This is a genomic window from Streptomyces sp. NPDC060049 (assembly GCF_042736715.1).
Taxonomy (GTDB): Bacteria; Actinomycetota; Actinomycetes; order Streptomycetales; family Streptomycetaceae; genus Streptomyces.
The window spans coordinates 241,130-258,199 of sequence record NZ_JBHWVV010000001.1 but is presented as its reverse complement, the minus strand read 5'-3'; the positions used below and the strand labels follow the sequence as shown (position 1 = coordinate 258,199).

Sequence of the window (17,070 nt, the reverse complement as noted above, 5' to 3'; positions counted from 1 at the left end):
CTGGTCAAAGGGTGGAGTGGGTCAAGAGTTCAGCGTTCCCATGGGCGACCCAAACGCCCTTCTCGCTCTGTTTTTTGCGCGAGCATCCCAGGCCGCTAATCCCCGAACGCCACGAGTCGGGTAAATAGCGACTCTCCGTAATCGTCACGCTGGGTAGCGGTCGGGGGTGATCGTGAGCAACGCCTACGACGCGGCCCGCGAGGAGATCAACGATCTTGGTGTCGAGGCTGTCGCCCCCGGCATGACAGCGATCGCCCTCGCTCTCGCCAAGGCCCTCGACTCGGCCGCCGATGCCCCGGCCTCGGCGCCCGCCATCGCTCGCGAACTGCGCGCCACACTCCTCGAGCTGCGCAAGCTGTCGCCGCCTGCGGTGAAGGGGGATGCGCTCGATGAGCTCACTGCTCGACGCGCCGAGCGGCGCGGCGCCTGACCTGCTGCCCGCACTCCGCGACGGCGTGCCCTCCGGGGTCCCCGACGCCCGCGGCCGGCAGCGGCCCCGGCTGTTCACCGCCCCCGCGTACACCTCCAGCTCGGGCCAGGAGGCCGTAGAGCTGGCCGCCGTGGCGGGGCTAGACCTCGACCCGTGGCAGCAGTTCGCCCTGCACGTCGGCCTGGGCGAGGCGGCCGACGGCAGCTGGGCCGCGTTCGAGACCTGCATCAACGTACCGAGGCAGAACGGGAAGGGCGGGATCATCGAGGCCCGCCAGCTAGCCGGCCTCTTCCTCCTGGGCGAGAAGCTCATCCTCCACAGCGCCCATGAGTTCAAGACGTCGATCGAGGCCTTCCGCCGCATCGAGTCACTGCTCGTCAACACCGATGACCTGCGCAAACGTGTCAAGCGGGTACGGCGGACGACGGGCGAGGAAGCGATCGAACTGCTCAACGGGCAGCGGCTGCGGTTCCTGGCCCGCAGCGGGGGCAGCGGCCGCGGGTTCACCGGCCACTGCAACCTGATGGACGAGGCCATGATCCTCGGCGACGAGCCGATCGGTGCGCTCATGCCGACGATGGCCGCGGTGAAGAATCCCCAGCTCTGGTACTTCGGCAGCGCCGGGATCGGCTCGGCGTCCAGGCACCTGGCCCGCCTGCGGCGCCGCGCTCTGCAGGCCATGGAGAGCGGCGTGCCGGACCCCTCCCTCGCCTACCTCGAGTGGTCCATCGACCCGCACGTCAAGGAGTGCGGCCGCGACTGCACGGACCACGACGACCCCCTGTCCGCCCTGTCCGTGGCCAAGGCCAACCCGGCCCTCGGCTACCGGCTCACGCTGCAGCACACCGAACGGGAGCGACTGTCGATGAGCGAGGCAGTGTACGACCGGGAGCGGCTCGGAGTGGGCGACTACCCCTCCGACGAGGAGGACTCCTGGTCCGTCATCGGCGAGGACGCCTGGCGGACCCTGGGCGACGGCACATCCCGCATGGACGACCCCATCGCGCTCTGCCTCGACACGACCCCCGAGCGGACCCACACCGCCATCTGCGCGGCCGGCGCGAACGGCCAGGCGACACACGTCGAGGTCATCGACCACCGGCCCGGTACGGGCTGGGCGCCGGAGCGGCTCGCCGAACTGGTCGTGAGGTGGCGGCCATGCGCCGTGGTCATCGATGAGGGCGGCCCGGCCGGCTCCCTGGTCCCCGCAGTGAAGCGAGCCCTGAAGGACGCCGACGCATTGAAGGGCGCCCAGCTGACCGACGACGAGATCGACGCGCTGCTCGTCTTCCCGAAGGTGCGCCAGGTCGCCGCGGCCGCCGGCCAGTTCTATGACGGCGTCGCCGAACAGCGCATCGTCCACCTCGACCAGGCGCCGCTCGCCACCGCGCTGGCCGGCGCGGACAAGCGCCCGATCGGCGACGGCTGGGGCTGGGCCCGGCGCGGTGTGAGCGTCGACATCAGCCCCCTCGTCGGCTGCACCCTCGCCGCCTGGGCTCACGCCGAGCGAGCCGACATCGAGCCGGAAGGAGCGCCGAACCTGTGGTGAGGATCCTGCTGGCCCTCGAGGTGCTGTGTACCGCCGCGCTGCTCCTCGGCGTGGCCCTGGTGAACGTCCCGGTCGCCCTGGTCCTGGGCGGCGCCCTCGGAGTGCTGGTGTGCGAACGCGCCTCGGCTGCTCGTCAGATGGGAGGTAAGCGGAAGTGAGGAACCTGTTCGGCCTGTTCGAACGCCGCATGCCCAGCGTGGAAAGCCCCGCCGTACCACTGACCTCGGCCAGCCTCCTGGACGTTCTCGGCGGCAGCCCAACGGATTCCGGCGTGGCGGTCACGGAGCGGTCCAGCCTGCACATGCCCGCCGTATGGCGGGCCGTGAACGTCATCGCCGGCGTGAGCTCGGCACTGCCGCTGCACACCTACACCGCCGGCACGAAGGAGCGCGTGACGTCCGGCCTGCTGGACGATCCACACCCGGAGCTGACGCCGGTGGAGCTGTGGCGCCTGGCCTACGTGCACCGGGTGCTGTGGGGCAACGCCTACCTGCAGAAGCTGCGCAGCGGAGCAGGGGAGGTCAAGGAGCTGTGGCCCATCACCCCGGACCGAGTCCGGGTCGACCGGGAGCAGCCGTCGCCGGAGTCGCCGAGCGGCAAAATCTTTTGGATCACCGACGACCGGGGCGAGCTGCACCGCAAGACCCCGCACGACATCCTCCACATCCCCGGCCTGGGCTACGACGGGATCACCGGCTGCTCCCCGGTCCGGCTGGCCGCCGCCGGCATCGGCCTGGCGCAGGCCGCCGAGAAGTCCGCGGCCCGCCTGTTCGGCTCGGGCAACATGATCGGCGGTGTCCTGCAGACCGAGCAGCGGCTCAACCCGGACCAGGCCGCCGCCCTGAAGGAGCGGTGGCGGGCCAAGATGTCCGGCGTCCAGAACAGCCACGAGGTGGCCGTCCTGGACTCCGGTGCCTCGTTCAAGCCGGTGGCCATGCCGTACAAGGACGCCCAGTTCCTCGAGAGCCGGGAGTTCCAGGTCGTCGAGGTCGCCCGCATGTTCGGCGTCCCGCTCTTCCTCCTGATGGAGACGGCCAAGTCGACGTCGTGGGGCACCGGGCTGGAGCAGCAGGCCACCGGGTTTGTGACCTTCGACCTGGGTCCGACCTGGCTCACCACGACCGAGCAGCGGATCACCAAGGAGCTGCTCGCGCCGAGCAGGCAATACGCCCGGTACGCCGTGCAGGGCCTACTCCGCGGCGACGCCCGGTCCCGCGCCACGTTCTACCGAGCGATGCGGGACATCGGCGCGATGTCCTCGAACGACATCCGCCGCCTGGAGGACTTGCCGCCGATCGGCACCGAGGGCGATATCTACCTGCAACCGACCTACATGGCGCCGCTGGGGTCCAACCCCTTTGCCGACAAGGCCCCAGCCTCGGCCACCACCGGCTCCAACGCTGCGCGCGCGGCCGCGCTGATGGCAGAGGCTCACCAACTGCTCCAGACCCCGGACGAGGAAGGCACCGCGCATGAGGACCCTGACCAGGACGACGAGTGAGGAGCGCCGCCACCTGCCGCTGTCCACGGCAGGGCTGGCCATCCGAGCCTCCGACGAGGAGGGGGGCGGCGACCGGTTCAACGGGTACGCCTCCGTCTTCAACTCCCGCACAGCCATCGGCAACCCGCTGCGCTGGGGCTTCTACGAGGAAGTCGCCGACGGCGCGTTCACCAAGACGCTCACCGAGGGTGACGCCCGGATGCTCATCGACCACGACACCTACTACGTCGTCTCGCGGGCCTCGGCCGGCAGCCTGGCCCTGGCTCAGGACGTCCGCGGCCTGGCCGTCGACTCGGCCCTCGACATGGGCCTGTCGTACGTCTCGGACCTGAAGGCCAACGTCCGCAACGGCAACATCACCGGCATGTCCTTCGGGTTCCAGGTCGTCAAGGACGACTGGGAGCTCGTGGACGTCGAGACCACCGACGGCGACACCGTGCAGGCCGAACTGCGGATCCTGCGCGAGGTCAGGCTCTTCGAGGTCTCCGCCGTCACCTTCCCCGCCTACACCGACACCGAGGCCTCGCTGCGCAACGTTGCCGCAGCCCTGGCCCACCGGGGCGACATGGACGCCATCGAGAAGCGCGCCCAGTACCGCCCCGAACTGCTGGACCTGCTGACGATCAACCGCGAGCCGGGTGAGTCCACTCGCGGCACCGAAGCCACCCCCGAGCCGGCTGCTGCCACTCGACGGGACCGCGACTCGGTAGACCGCCGTATGCGAGCGCTGGCCGCCCGCTACGGCCTGCCCGCGAACTGACCACCCACCCCGCCAGCCCGGCCCGCGAGCCGGCGTCCTGGCATGCCCTGAAGGAGGGCCCCACTCATGAGCGCACAGCTCACCCGTCTCGTCACCGAGCAGAACACCGTGTGGCAGCGGATGCAGGAGATCCAGTCCGCCGCCGAGGCGGACAGCAGGGACATGACCACCGAGGAACGGACCAACTGGGACGCCGCCGAGGCGCGCCTGACCGAGGTCTCCGGCGACATCGAGCGCCTCAACCGCATGGCCGCTCTCGGAACGGTGGACCGCAGCCAGATCATCACCGCCACCGGAAGCGGCGAAACCGGCGAGCGGGGCGCGGCAGACCGCGACGCCCGCTACCGCGACGCGTTCGAGCACTACGCCCGCCGCGGCATGGAGGGCCTGGCCCCTGAGCAGCGCCAGCTGCTCATGGGCGGCTTCACCGAGGTCCGCGCCCTGGGAACCGGGCCGGACACCGCTGGCGGGTACCTGGTGCCGGATGAGTTCCAGGCCACCATGACGGAGACGATGAAGGCGTACGGCGGGATCCTGTCCCTGGCCAACGTCATCACGACCTCCGGCGGCAACGACCTGAACTGGCCGACCAACGACGACACCGCCAACGAGGGCGCGCTCCTGTCGGAGAACACCCAGGTCGGCGAGCAGGACATCACCGTCGGCCGCCGCGCCCTGAAGGCGTACACCTACACCAGCAAGCTGGTCCGGGTCAGCCTGCAGCTGCTGACCGACTCCGCGTTCCCCGTCGAGTCGTGGCTGCCGGGCAAGCTGGGCGAGCGCATCGGCCGCGCGGCCGCCGGCCACTTCGCCACCGGCACGGGCATCGACCAGCCCGAGGGCATCACCACCTACGCGACGGTCGGCAAGCAGGGCACCACCGGCCAGACGGCGAGCATCATCTACGACGACTTCGTCGACCTCGAGCACTCCGTCGACCCGGCCTACCGGGGCAGCTCTCAGTACGTGATGGCGGACTCGATGTTGAAGGTGGTCCGCAAGCTGAAGGACTCCCAGGGTCGCCCGCTGTGGGTGCCGGTCCCGGCCCCCGGGTTCCCCAGCACCATCAACGGTTTCGCCTACACGATCGACAACAAGATGCCCGCCCCTGCCGCGAGCGCGAAGACGATCATCTTCGGCGACATCCGTGCCGGCTACGTCATCCGCCAGGTCCAGGGCGTGCAGATGCTGCGCCTGTCCGAGCGCTACGCGGACTACCTGCAGGTCGGGTTCCTCGGCTTCTCCCGCCTCGACGGCATGGTCGACGACCCGTCGGCCATCCGCGCCTACCAGCACTCCGCCAGCTGACCTCGACCCCGGGCGGCACCCCTGCCGCCCGGGGCACCCAGAAAGGGACTCACGTGCGCGACATCTACAGCAACGTGCTGGTCAAGGCCTCCCTGAAGCCTGCGGCCCGCACCGCCACCGCCAACGGAACCGGCGTCGACCGGGCCGACGGGTCGAACGCCTCGATGTATCAGGACGCTCTGGTCGTCCTGAGCTCGGGCACCGTCACCGACGGAACCCACACCATCACCATCGAGGACTCCGACGACAACAGCTCGTTCGCGACGGTGGCCGCCGCCTACCTCGAGGGCGACACACCGCCTGCCCTGATCACCTCCAACGACGAGACCGTCTACGAGACCCGGTACATCGGCGGCAAGCGGTACCTGCGGGTCGTCACGACCGTGACCGGCTCCCCGGCGACGGGCGGCCTGTACGCGGCCGACGTCGTGCTCTCCAACCCCCGGCGTGCCGCGGCGGTGCATCCGTAGTGCGCATCCGCATCCTGCAGGGCGTGGCCGGAGACGACTTCTCCTGGGCGCCCGGCGACGAGGTGGACCTCCCCGCCGAAGAGGCCGCCAAGTGGGCCGACGGGTACCGGGCCGAGTGGGCCGACCCGGCGACCGAGGCGCGGGCGGACGAGGTAGTCGAGGACGCCGGGCCGGCCGTCGCGGAGAAGGCTGCCCCCCGCTCGCGCGGGGGCGGCCGCGGCCGCCGTACCGAGACCCGCTAGGAGGTAGAGCGTGCCGTTCGATCTAGGCGACACAGTGCGGCTGGAGGCTGCCTGCCGCGATGCGGCCGGCACCCTCACCACCGCCACCACCGCGGTCGTGACGCTCACGCTGCCGGACGGGACGACTGCCACTCCGGCAGTCGGCCCGGCCGTCGGCACGGGTGAGTACCGCGTCGACTACGAGACTGCGCAGGCAGGCCGGCACGGCGTGCGCTGGAGCTTCACCGGGCCCGCCTCGGCGTACACCGACAGCTTCGACGTACGCGAGGCCGAACCCCTGCTCATCCTCAGTCTCGCCGACGGGCGCAGGCACCTGCGGTACGCGCCCGGCGACACCGCGGACGACGAGCAGATCCGCGAGTGGCTGGAGACCATCACCATCGGAGTGGAGGCGCTCGCCGGTGTCTGCTGCCGACGCACCATCACCGAGGCCCACACCCTGCCCGCGGACGGCGCCGAAGCTGTGGTGCTGCGCCGTACGCCGGTCCTGTCCCTGACCTCGCTCGTGGCGATCCGCAGCGGCGGCACGGTCTACCTGCCCGCCGAGCTGGACGTCGACGGGCCCACCGGGGTCATACGCCGCCTGGACGGCGGCCGGCTGTACGGGCCGCTGCGCGCCGTCTACGTCGCGGGCCGGGCGGTGATCCCCGCCAACCTGGCGTCGGCAGCGCGCATCATCCTTCAGCATCTGTGGCGTACCCAGTACGGGGCATCGCGGGGACTGTCCGGGATGGGCGGCGGCGAGGACTACCTCGTCACCGAGCCGATCCCCGGGTTCGGCTACGCCATCCCCAACCGGGCGTTGCAACTGCTGGAGCCGGACCGGCTCCCGCCGGGGGTGGCGTAGATGCAGACCTCCCGCGTACCCGCCGCCCTCGACGCGCTCCTGGCGCTGCTGCGGGCGGCCGAGGGTCTGCTCAAGGTGCGTGTCCTGGACGGGCCGCCCACCACCAACCTGGCCGGCGACTGGCTGGCCTTGGGCTGGCAGCCCGGCGGTGACAATGCCGTCAGCATTTCGCAGGAGTTCGCCGGCGCGGGCGCCCGCCAGCGCGACGAGGCCTTCGACATCCACGGCTACGCCGAGTCCCGCGGCGGCGGCACCGACCTGGCCGCCCGGCGGCGCCGCGTCTTCGAGATCGTCGGCGAGGTCGAGACCGTCCTGCGGGCCAGCGGTGAGCGGCCCGAGGCGCCGACGATCAGCGGCACCGTCCTGTGGTCGCAGCTGACTGCCGGCGGCCTGGTCCAGGACCAGGCCGACGGGGCCCTGGCCGGCCTCGCCTTCACCATCTCCTGCCGCGCCCGTATCTGACCCCCACCACCCGTGATGAGCCCGCGTGCGCGGGCCCTCCGCCATGCCCTGAAGGAGACGCCCATGGCCAAGGTCCGCTGGATCGGCCCCGTGCCGGTCACCGTGCCGGAGCTCGCAGACCGCACCGTGCAGCCCGACGAAGTCGTCGAGGTGCCCGATGCCCGCTACGACGGCTACGTCTGCCAGACCTCGAACTGGGAGCCCGTCGAGGAACCGACCACCGCCCCGACCAAGGCCGCGGGCAAGACTGTGAAGGGTGAGCGCTGATGGCGATCGGATCCGGCCTCGGAGGCCAGCTCGGCATCGTCGCCGAGTCCACGTACGGGACTTTCGTGGCGCCGACCAGGTTCTTGGAGTTCTCCAAGGAGTCGCTGGTCTTGAAGAAGCGCACGGAGCAGTCTGCGGGTGTCGCCGCCGGCCGCCTGCTGGCGCTGTCTGACCGACGTGTCCTGACGCAGCAGGAGGTGACAGGCAGCATCGACCTTGAGGTCACCTCCTCGGGCATGGGCCTGTTCCTCCAGGCGCTCATGGGCACCACGGTGACCCCGGTGCAGCAGGGGGCGACCGCCGCCTACCTGCAGACGCATACGCTCGCCGACTCCTTCGGCAAGAACCTCACCATTCAGAAGGGCGTGCCGCTCACCACCGGCACCGTCACCGACAAGACGTTCCTCGGATGCAAGGTCGTCGGCGCCGAGTTCTCCTGCGAGGCCGGCGGCATGCTGATGTCCTCGTGGCAGATCGACGGGCGGACCTGCGACGAGGCACAGACGCTCGCCGCCGCGACCTACCCCGTCCGGGCGCCTTTCCACTTCGCGCAGCTCGCCGTCAAGACCGGCACCTTCGCCTCGGAGACAGCGCACGACGGAGTCCGCAAGGTCAACGTCAAGATCGAGCGGCCCATGGCGACCGACCGCTACTACGCGGGCCAGGCCGGCCTGAAGAAGGAGCCCATCGCCAACGGCCTCGTCAAGATCACCGGGTCTCTCGAGATGGACTACGTCTCCACGACCCTGGACGACCTGCACACCTCCGACGGTGCGACGTCGCTGGTCCTGGAATGGGTCGGCCCGCTGATCGCCTCGACCTTCTACCAGACGTTCCGCATCACACTGCCCGCCATCAAGATCGACGAGGCGCCGCCGAACATCGAGGGCTTCGAAGTCGTCAAGCCCACCTACCAGTTCACCGCCCTGTACGACGGCACCAACCAGCCGGTCATCACCTACATCTCCGTCGACACCGCGGTGTAGGGGATGACCAGCGACATCCGCATCGTCGGCACGGGCGCACTCCTCGTGCTCTCCCGCCGACTGCGCGCCGTCAACGAGACGGCGGTGCGGTCCTCGATGCACCGGCGGATCCGACGGGCGGCCGAGCCGCTCCACCGCGACCTGCAGCGCACCGTCCGGGCTCTGCCGATCAGCAGCCCCGGCCGACCCGGGCGAGGCGGACCCTCCCCGACGACCAGGCCGCTGCGCTCCACCATCGCCGCGGCCATCCGCATCTCGGTGCGGACCACCGGCAACCCGGGCGCGCGGGTCTGGATCGACCGCGCCGCCCTGCCTCCGGACCTGCGCGGCATGCCCAAGGTCATGAACACGGGCAGGATCCGCCACCCGGTCTTCGCCAACCGGAGCCGCTGGGCGACTCAGACCACCACCCCGCTGTGGTGGGAATCCACGATCCGCCGCCACCGCCCGCGTATGGATCGCGAGGTGGAGCGGGTCCTCGACGACATCCGCCGCCGCCTCGGCTGAAAGGAAACCCCGTTGATCATCTTGTACCGGCCCGAGGGCCAGGAGCCGCCGCAGCACTTCGACGTGCGGTCGGTCCGTACGTCGGAGGCGCAGATAGTACAGCGCACCACCGACATGACGTGGGGGCAGATCAAGGACGGCGTCCGCCGCGACGACCCCACCGCCATGCGCGGCGTCGTCTGGATCCTGATGAAGCGCCGCGAGGCCACACTGCGCTGGAGCGACTTCGACCCGACGGTCGATGAGCTCACCAGCCGCTACGACGCGCGCGAGGTCGCGGCCATCGCCGCGGACATCGTCCAGCTGCCCGAGGAGAAGCAGCCGGCCACCATCGCCGAGCTACGGCAGTGGGCCCTGGACCCGGAGTCGGTCGCGGCCGCGCTGCAGGAAGCGGCCCAGCCCCCAAAAGACCAGCCGACGACGGAGACATCGACGCCCGACGTCTGAGGTACCTAGGCCTTTTCGCCTGGCTCCTGCACATCGACGCCCGCGGCATGGACCAGCTGACCGTCGAGGAGTTCGACAAGTACTGCGACTGGATCGACACCCACCAGGCAGACACGGCGAGGGAGGCTTCCAGTGGCTGAGCGCATGGCATTCGTCCTCGACGGCCGGGACAATCTCAGCACTGTTTTCCGCCGTATCGGCGAGAGCGCCGAGCACTTCCACGACCGCCTCAACACCTCGGTCGAGGAGTCCGGTGGCGAACTGCGGGCATTCACCCGCGGCGCCGGCGGGCAGCTGCAGGAACTGAGCCGCAACCTCGACGGAGCCGGCGAGGCGGCGGCCGCCCTGGGCGACGGCGCCGACTCGGCGGCAGACGGCGTCCGCTCCCTGGGCACAGCGGCAGACGACACCAACACCCAAGTCGAGCAGCTGACCCGGGACTCGGGCGGTCGGCTCCGAGGCCTGGGCGGGCGCTTCGTTTCCGCCGGTGAGGCCGCCGACCGTTTCGGGATCAGCGTGGGATCCGTGACCCCGAACGTCTCCCGGCTGGCCGGCGCATCGCGTGAGGCGGCGGTCGAGGTCGGAGGCAAGAGCGGCGGCCTGGGCGGCAGCATGAGCGTGGTCGCCGCGATCGCCGGGCTGTCCATGCTGCCCGCGCTCGGCGCCCTGGTCCCCATGCTCTTCGGCATGGGCACCGCCGCCGGCACCATGAAGCTGGGCTTCTCCGGGGTCAGCGAGGCCATGGAAGCCGCAGGTAAGGGGAAGAAGGAATACGCGGAAGCACTGAAGGCGCTCCCCGCCCCGGCCCGCGAGTTCACCAAGCAACTGGTCACCACCAAGAAAGAGTTCGCGGGACTCAGCGGCGAAATCCAGAAGGCCATGTTGCCCGGGTTCACGCAGGCCCTGAAGGAAGCCAACCCGATCATCAAAATCGTCGGCGATTCCATGACCACGATGGGCAAGGGTTTCGGAAACGCTGCCACCGGTGTCGGGCGCCTCATGAAGGACTCCGGGTTCCAGAAGGATTTCACCACCAACCTGCGCCTCGGCAACGTCTTCGTCGAGGACCTGACGCGCGGACTCGGTGGACTGACCCGAGGATTCCTGCACTTCGGCGCTGCGAGCGAGCCGACCCTGCGGTCCCTCTCCACCGGGATCAGCGGCCTGATCGGCCAGGGCCTGCCCGGGATGTTCGAAGGGATGGAGCGCGGCGTCGAGGGATCGGCAAAGTTCTTCGACGGTCTCTTCGGCATGATCAACGAGACGTTTCCCGCGCTGGGCCGGTTCTCGGGCGAGGTGGCCCGCACCTTCGGGCCCGTCTTCGGCGAGCAGTTCACCCTCACCGGTCACGTCGTCAGCCGTGCGCTCGACCTGATCGGCTACGGGATCCGCGTCGCCAAGCCCCTGTTCGACGACCTGGCGTTCGGCGTGAAGTCGGTTTGGCTCCTGGCGCAGCCATTCGCGACCGCCTTCAAGGAGGCGGGCAAGGCCATCGGCGAAGCCCTCGCCCCCGCCGGAGAGAAGGTCGAAAATCTCCGGGGCCCGCTGCAGCGCCTGCACTCCAGCATCCAGCAGAACAAGTTGGGCTTGATGGAATACGCCCGCATAGGCGGGACCATCATGATGCTCGTGGCAGAGGGTGTGATCCGATACCTGCCGGACGTCATCGGCGGTTTCCGCACGATGGCCGTTGGTGCGCTCACTGCCTTCGACGCCATCATTTCCGGCCTCGCCATGACCCTCGGCAAGATCCCCGGATTCGGCGAAAAGTTCCGTGAAGCCAACACCGAGTTCGACAAGTTCAAGGACTCTTTCCTCGGCGGCCTGCAGTCCGCGCAGGATAAGACGCAGGCGTTTTCGAACGCGGTTCTTCCCCGGCTGAGTCAGAACAAGCTGCAGATGAACATCGACGCGTGGGGAAGTCAGATCAGCGTCGCCAAGGGGCAGCTGGCGTCGGTGCCCCCGGAGAAGCGGGCGGCACTGACCGCGCACATCGACGACCTGGAGAGGAAGGTGGCGGCGGCCAGGGCCGAGCTGGCCTCCGTCCGGGACAAGAGCGTGGGCCTGTACGTCACCACGTACCGAACCGAAAAGAGCATGTTCAACCCCAACGTGGGCGGCCAGGCCAGGGCCAAGGGCGGCATCATCCACGGCCCCGGCACCAGCACGTCCGACAGCATCCCCGCATGGCTCTCGGACGGCGAGTACGTCCTGCAGGCCTCCGCCGTCGACCGCCTCGGGCAGAGCACGCTCGACGCGCTCAACGACGGTCGCGCCCTGCCGGCGGGCGGAGCGGGCAGGCAGGCATCCCCGATGCCGGCCATCCGTCCCGTGCACACCTCCGGCGGCATGACGGTGAACGTAAGCGTGCAGGGCGCCATCGACCCGGTGGCCACCGCACAGCAGCTGGAGCGGCTGCTCCTGAAGCTGCAGAGGAACTACGGCCTCAGCAAGGGGGTACTGAGAGCATGACGATCAAGCCGGTGCTGCGGGTGGCCTTCGGTACTGCACCGATGGCCACCGCGTCCAGCTGGACCGATGTAAGCCAATGGCTCGACCTCGCCGCGGGGATCCGCTGTACCCGCGGCGCGGCCGACGAGCTGGCCCAGACCCAACCCAGTACCTTGAGTTTGACCCTGGACAACCCGGCCGGCCGGTTCTCGGCCGGCCGCGCATCGTCCCCCTACTACCCGTACGTCCGCCCCAACTGCCCTGTTCAGCTGGGCCTGGTCACGCTCGCCGGGAAGAACTTCATCCGTACGCCCGGCTTCGAGGGCAACAGCATGGACGGCTGGGCCAACAGCACCACCGCGCCCGCGTTCGCCGTCACGACCAGCACCACCCGCGCCCACTCCGGGACCTACTCCCTCCTCGTCGTGTGGGCCGGCACGGGAACCGGCGGCATGGCCGAGCAGACGGTGTACGGGCTGGACGTCGGCAAGACGTACACGCTGTCCGGCTGGGTCTGGGTCCCCGCCGGGGATCCAGCCGTGCGCTGGCTGATCGACGGAGCAAGCCCGGGCACCGCCTCCGCCGTCACCGGCGCGTGGACGCAGATCACCAAGACGTTCACCGCGACAAGCACGAGCCACACCGTGCAACTCACCACCAACGTCACCTCGCCGACCGCCATCGCCGACCAGGTGTGGCTCGACGATGTACAGCTCGAAGTCGGCTCGTCGGCGACCTCGCTCGAAGCCGGCGGTGCAAAGATCCACTGGCGCTTCTACGGCCTCGTCAACGAGTGGGACGCAAGCTGGGTCGGATTGAAGAGCAAGGTGTCGCTGACGGCTACCGACCTGTTCAAGGCCCTGTCCAAGGAGCCCCAGCTCGGCGCTCTCCTCGCCGAGGAAATCAAGATGCTCGACCCGGTCTTCTACTACCCCCTGACGGAACCGTCGACGTCGGTATCCGCCGGCGACATCGCCGGTGTCGGCGCGGGCAGCCTGACCCAGACCCAGGTCGGCACCGGCGGATCCGTCGCGTTCAGCGAGACGGCCGGACCCGCCGCCACCGCGGCGACCGTCGCCCGGTTCACCCCCGCATCGGCGACCGACGGGATCCGACTCGACGCCGACCTGGGGACCTACGTCGAGGAGCGCACCACCGCGGCCGCCATCAGCCTCGAGTGCTGGTTCCAGACCAGCGTGGCCGGCAGGCACTGCCTGGCCGCCCGGTCCGCCTCCTCGCAGGACGAAATCGTGATCGGGCTGAACGGCAGCGGCTATCTGATCGTCGAGCACACCGAGACCGGCGGCACCCGAACCGTCACCACGGTGGTCGCGACGAACTTTGCCGACGGCGCGTGGCACCACGTCTTCTACGACCAGGCGAACCGCGACGTATACATCGACGGCGGATCACCCATCGACGTCTCCGTCATCCCCAACATGGACGCCCTGCGCTACCTGGCTGTGGGCGGGTACTCGCTGTGGGACGGGGCCATCGGACACGTCGCGCTGTACGCGGGCAACATCACGCCCGCCGAGATCGCCGCCCACTACGACGCCGGCGCAACTGGCTACGCCGGTGAGGACGCCGACGACCGGGTCCTGCGCCTGGCCCGATACCCGGGCGTCGCCGGCGTCGTGACGGCCGGGACCTTCTCCCCGGTCGCATCTCAGGGAGCGGGCGGGGCGAGCGCACTGGAGCTGATGCGCGTCGTCGAAGCCACCGAGGGCGGATGCCTCGCCACGGACCGCGGCGGCCCCTCACTGCTGCTTCAGAGCAGGACCGTCCGCTACGACGCACCGATCGCACTCAGCCTGCACTACGGCGAACTGGAGACCGACGACGTCAAGATCGCCGACGACGACCAGAAGATCCTCAACCAATACACGGTCGTGCGCCCGGGCGGCGCGACGCAGCGCGTCGTCTCCGCAGACAGCGTCGCCACGCACGGGCCCGCCCCCAAGGAGGCCACCATCCTGCGGATGACGGACAGCGAGGTACTGGACGCAGCGAACTGGCAGGTCTCCCGGTACGCGGTGCCGCAGCCGGAGCTGCGCGAACTACCCATCCAGGCCTACGCCCAGTCGACGGCCACCTACCGCGCGCTCCTGGACGCCGACATCTCCACCCTCCTCGAGGTGACCAACATGCCCGACGAGGCCCCGGCCGCCACCCTCACCGTGACCGTCGAGGGGTACGTCGAGAGCATCGGCCAGGAGTCCCACCACATCGCCTTCCACACTTCCCGGGCCGACGGCGTCTGGGTCCTCGACAGCACCAGATACAGCGTCCTCGGGTCCACGACCCGACTCGCCTACTAGGAGGCCAGGTGCAAGAGATCAACGTTCGGCGGGCGGCCGACTTCTACACCCCGCCACCCAGCCGACGCCCCGGCGCCTGGGACCTGGTCGCCCCGGCGGAGCGCGTATGGCACTGGTACGAACACCAGATGCAGCGGCGCCTGACCCCACCGACCGCCTTCCTCATAGGCGCCAGCATCTACGCCCGGATCAACCACGGGCGCTGGGTGGCCGACTGCGTGTGCGGCAGCGCGCAGGTCGTCACCCCAGAGGACCCGCGCCTCGCCTGCCCGGAGTGCGGCTACGGCTGGGCCCGCGTCGTCTTCCCCGAGGACACCGCCGCCGCCGAGGCCACGGTCACAGCCCTGCCACCACACGAGCGGAACTGGTGGCACCCCGACGACCAGGCCTGGGACCGGGTGGTACAGCCGGCCCGGCCCGACCCCGAGCCCGGGGAACCGGACACCCCGGCCCCGGACACCGAGCAACGTAAGGAGGTGCGCTGATGGCCGTGCCCCGCACCTGGGTGGTCGGCGAGGTCGTCACCGCAGCCCTACTCAACGCCGAGATCAGAGACCAGCTCAACGCGCTACTCACCGTGCAGACCGCCAGCATCGTCAAGTCCTCGAGCACCAGCCGCACATCGACGACCACACTGGCAGCCGACCCCCACATCGTTCTCGCTGTGGCCGCGAACACGGCTTACCTCCTCGACGGGTTCTTCGAGTACGACGGCGCTTTCGGTGCCGGTGACCTCAAGCTCGACTGGACCGTCCCCGCCAGCGCCACACTGCGCTGGGCCGCCCTCGGAACCGTGGCCGCGGACACGACCCAGAAGTTCAACTCCAGCAGCGTCGAGGCCGGCGTCACAACACTCAGCATCGGCACCTACGGCGTCGGCTCCACGCGCAACGCATGCGCCCCCCGCGGATACCTCACCACCGGCGCGACCGCCGGGAACCTCACCCTGACCTGGGCGCAGAACGCGTCCAACGCCACCGCCACCACCCTGCGCGCCGGGTCGTGGGCGCGCATCCTGCGCAGGGTCTGACCCCGCCCCACCTTTCGCGCCCCGGACCGTAGTGGCCGGGGCTTTCGCATGTCTGGAGACCCTCGTGGCTCTTTCGCGCACCGCCTATGTGAACCTCCTCCGAGCCCAGACCGGGTACCACGAGGGCCGCGATCCGGGCGGCAACTGGAACAACATGCAGAAGTTCTCACCGGCCGTCCCGGGTCTGGAGTGGTCGCAAGGCCAAGCCTGGTGCCACACCTTCGTCTCGTGGGGGGCCGACGAACTCGGAGGCCGCGACGCCATCCCGATCACCGCATCGTGCGCGGCCGGCGTGAGCTGGTGGAAGAAGCGGGGGCGCTGGAGCGAGTACCCCGTCCTCGGTGCCCCCTTCTACCTGGGCACCGCCGGCCAAGACCACGTCGGAGTCGTCTACCGCTACGACGCCGACAACATCTGGACGATCGAGGGCAACACCAACGCCGGTGGCTCCTACCAGGGAGACGGCGTGTACCAGCGCGTCCGCCCCCGCCGCGGCGCCGGCAGCCCGTACGGATACGGCGTGCCCGACTTCAGCGAAGCCACCGTCTCAGCCGACCCCCGACTCGGCGGCACGCCGTCCGCAGCTGTCGAAGCCAGACCCACCCCGACCACACCCCCGCAGGAGACCAACGTGACCCCCGCCGAGATCGAGGCCGTAGCAGCCGCAGTGTGGAACTTCCCGCTGCCCAACATCAACCCCGACGGATCCCGCGACGGCGGCACCAAGGCGGCTTTCTGGTGGCTCGTCTGGCAAGACGTCTTCCAGGCGCAGCTCCTGGCCGCCATCGACGCCGCCAAGCTCACGCCGGCCCAGGTCCAGCAAGCGGTGGTCAACGGCACCCTCAAGGTGCAGGTGTCGGTCGTGCCCGCCCTCGGCCAGCCGAGCGGCTGACCCTCCCCACTCCGGCCCCGCAGCCGCACCACCACCGACTGAAAGGCACGACCATGAAGGACACCAGCAAGCGCACCGCCCGCACCATCCTGCAGGCAGCCGTCGGCCTGGCCGTCGCCCTCCCCGCCATCGTGGCCGCCTCCGGCATACCCCAGGCACTCCCCTGGGTAGCCGGCTCCCTCGCCATCTCGGGCGGCTTCACCCGCATCATGGCCCTGCCCAGCGTCCAAACGCTGCTCCCCGGCTGGCTGCGCACCACCAGTACGGACGGCCAGGGGTGACCCCCGCCGAGTCCGGCCAGGTCGCCGTGGAACTGGAGCGCATACGCGGCACGATGGAGGCGGGATTCGCCAGGGTCGACGGGTCGCTGGCGCTCCTGGTCCAGCGCGGCGACCAGACCGACAAGACCATCGACGACCACGAGCGGCGCCTCGACGCGCTGGAAAAGACCCGGTGGCCCCTGGCCTCCCTCGCCGCTCTGGTCAGCCTGGCCGCCCTCGGCGTCACCCTGTACCAACTCGCCGCCCGATAGGACATGTCGCCCCCTCCCGCCTCGGCGGGAGGGGGCGTTTCGTGCGTCCCGCCCCATGGTTAGGCTGC

21 protein-coding genes are annotated in these 17,070 nt (G+C 70.0%); all 21 read left to right on the top strand.

The window, feature by feature from the left end:
- The first annotated feature begins 172 nt into the window (after window positions 1-172).
- The 21 genes from ACFWBY_RS01125 (at window position 173) to ACFWBY_RS01025 (ending at window position 17,002) form a co-directional block, all read left to right on the top strand.
- A complete protein-coding gene (locus ACFWBY_RS01125; RefSeq protein ID WP_385341038.1) occupies window positions 173-430 on the top strand; it encodes a hypothetical protein in 258 nt (85 codons plus the stop codon).
- Complete coding sequence (locus ACFWBY_RS01120; protein ID WP_385341040.1) at window positions 390-1,979, top strand: terminase; 1,590 nt, start codon at window positions 390-392, stop codon at window positions 1,977-1,979. Before ACFWBY_RS01125 ends, ACFWBY_RS01120 begins: the two co-directional genes overlap by 41 nt.
- Window positions 1,976-2,137 carry a hypothetical protein gene (locus ACFWBY_RS01115; RefSeq protein ID WP_385409611.1) on the top strand — a complete coding sequence of 54 codons (162 nt, stop codon included), beginning with the start codon at window positions 1,976-1,978 and terminating at the stop codon, window positions 2,135-2,137. The genes ACFWBY_RS01120 and ACFWBY_RS01115 overlap by 4 nt, the downstream gene beginning before the upstream one ends.
- Window positions 2,134-3,480 carry a phage portal protein gene (locus ACFWBY_RS01110; protein WP_385341043.1) on the top strand — a complete coding sequence of 449 codons (1,347 nt, stop codon included), beginning with the start codon at window positions 2,134-2,136 and terminating at the stop codon, window positions 3,478-3,480. The genes ACFWBY_RS01115 and ACFWBY_RS01110 overlap by 4 nt, the downstream gene beginning before the upstream one ends.
- Window positions 3,452-4,240 (top strand): HK97 family phage prohead protease, encoded by a 789-nt coding sequence (locus ACFWBY_RS01105; RefSeq protein WP_385341045.1) that lies wholly within the window; start codon window positions 3,452-3,454, stop codon window positions 4,238-4,240. The genes ACFWBY_RS01110 and ACFWBY_RS01105 overlap by 29 nt, the downstream gene beginning before the upstream one ends.
- 66 nt (window positions 4,241-4,306) lie before the next feature.
- On the top strand, window positions 4,307-5,548 hold the full coding sequence (locus ACFWBY_RS01100; RefSeq protein WP_385341047.1) for a phage major capsid protein: 1,242 nt from the start codon (window positions 4,307-4,309) through the stop codon (window positions 5,546-5,548).
- Between the two features lie 53 nt (window positions 5,549-5,601).
- Window positions 5,602-6,018, top strand: a complete 417-nt coding sequence (locus ACFWBY_RS01095) for a hypothetical protein (protein ID WP_385341048.1) — start codon at window positions 5,602-5,604, stop codon at window positions 6,016-6,018.
- The gene (locus ACFWBY_RS01090; RefSeq protein ID WP_385341050.1) at window positions 6,018-6,260 is read left to right on the top strand and encodes a hypothetical protein; all 243 of its coding nucleotides are present in this window, start codon (window positions 6,018-6,020) and stop codon (window positions 6,258-6,260) included. The genes ACFWBY_RS01095 and ACFWBY_RS01090 overlap by 1 nt, the downstream gene beginning before the upstream one ends.
- A gap of 10 nt (window positions 6,261-6,270) precedes the next feature.
- On the top strand, window positions 6,271-7,107 hold the full coding sequence (locus tag ACFWBY_RS01085; protein WP_385341052.1) for a hypothetical protein: 837 nt from the start codon (window positions 6,271-6,273) through the stop codon (window positions 7,105-7,107).
- A complete protein-coding gene (locus ACFWBY_RS01080) occupies window positions 7,108-7,569 on the top strand; it encodes a hypothetical protein (RefSeq protein ID WP_385341053.1) in 462 nt (153 codons plus the stop codon).
- A 63-nt stretch (window positions 7,570-7,632) separates the two neighbouring features.
- Window positions 7,633-7,836 (top strand): hypothetical protein, encoded by a 204-nt coding sequence (locus ACFWBY_RS01075; protein WP_385341055.1) that lies wholly within the window; start codon window positions 7,633-7,635, stop codon window positions 7,834-7,836.
- On the top strand, window positions 7,836-8,822 hold the full coding sequence (locus ACFWBY_RS01070; RefSeq protein WP_385341057.1) for a phage tail tube protein: 987 nt from the start codon (window positions 7,836-7,838) through the stop codon (window positions 8,820-8,822). Before ACFWBY_RS01075 ends, ACFWBY_RS01070 begins: the two co-directional genes overlap by 1 nt.
- 3 nt (window positions 8,823-8,825) lie before the next feature.
- Window positions 8,826-9,329, top strand: coding sequence for a hypothetical protein (locus tag ACFWBY_RS01065; protein ID WP_385341058.1), 504 nt, complete (start codon window positions 8,826-8,828; stop codon window positions 9,327-9,329).
- A 12-nt stretch (window positions 9,330-9,341) separates the two neighbouring features.
- On the top strand, window positions 9,342-9,776 hold the full coding sequence (locus ACFWBY_RS01060; protein WP_385341060.1) for a hypothetical protein: 435 nt from the start codon (window positions 9,342-9,344) through the stop codon (window positions 9,774-9,776).
- A 132-nt stretch (window positions 9,777-9,908) separates the two neighbouring features.
- Window positions 9,909-12,248: a hypothetical protein gene (locus ACFWBY_RS01055; protein WP_385341062.1), complete on the top strand. Its 2,340-nt coding sequence runs from the start codon at window positions 9,909-9,911 to the stop codon at window positions 12,246-12,248.
- Window positions 12,245-14,548, top strand: coding sequence for a carbohydrate binding domain-containing protein (locus ACFWBY_RS01050; protein ID WP_385341064.1), 2,304 nt, complete (start codon window positions 12,245-12,247; stop codon window positions 14,546-14,548). The genes ACFWBY_RS01055 and ACFWBY_RS01050 overlap by 4 nt, the downstream gene beginning before the upstream one ends.
- Before the next feature lie 8 nt (window positions 14,549-14,556).
- Complete coding sequence (locus ACFWBY_RS01045) at window positions 14,557-15,033, top strand: hypothetical protein (protein ID WP_385341066.1); 477 nt, start codon at window positions 14,557-14,559, stop codon at window positions 15,031-15,033.
- Window positions 15,033-15,578, top strand: a complete 546-nt coding sequence (locus ACFWBY_RS01040) for a hypothetical protein (RefSeq protein WP_385341068.1) — start codon at window positions 15,033-15,035, stop codon at window positions 15,576-15,578. The genes ACFWBY_RS01045 and ACFWBY_RS01040 overlap by 1 nt, the downstream gene beginning before the upstream one ends.
- A gap of 64 nt (window positions 15,579-15,642) precedes the next feature.
- Window positions 15,643-16,470: a hypothetical protein gene (locus ACFWBY_RS01035; RefSeq protein ID WP_385341070.1), complete on the top strand. Its 828-nt coding sequence runs from the start codon at window positions 15,643-15,645 to the stop codon at window positions 16,468-16,470.
- Between the two features lie 53 nt (window positions 16,471-16,523).
- On the top strand, window positions 16,524-16,751 hold the full coding sequence (locus ACFWBY_RS01030; protein ID WP_385341071.1) for a hypothetical protein: 228 nt from the start codon (window positions 16,524-16,526) through the stop codon (window positions 16,749-16,751).
- 53 nt (window positions 16,752-16,804) lie between these two features.
- On the top strand, window positions 16,805-17,002 hold the full coding sequence (locus ACFWBY_RS01025) for a hypothetical protein (RefSeq protein ID WP_385341087.1): 198 nt from the start codon (window positions 16,805-16,807) through the stop codon (window positions 17,000-17,002).
- Window positions 17,003-17,070: the final 68 nt, after the last annotated feature.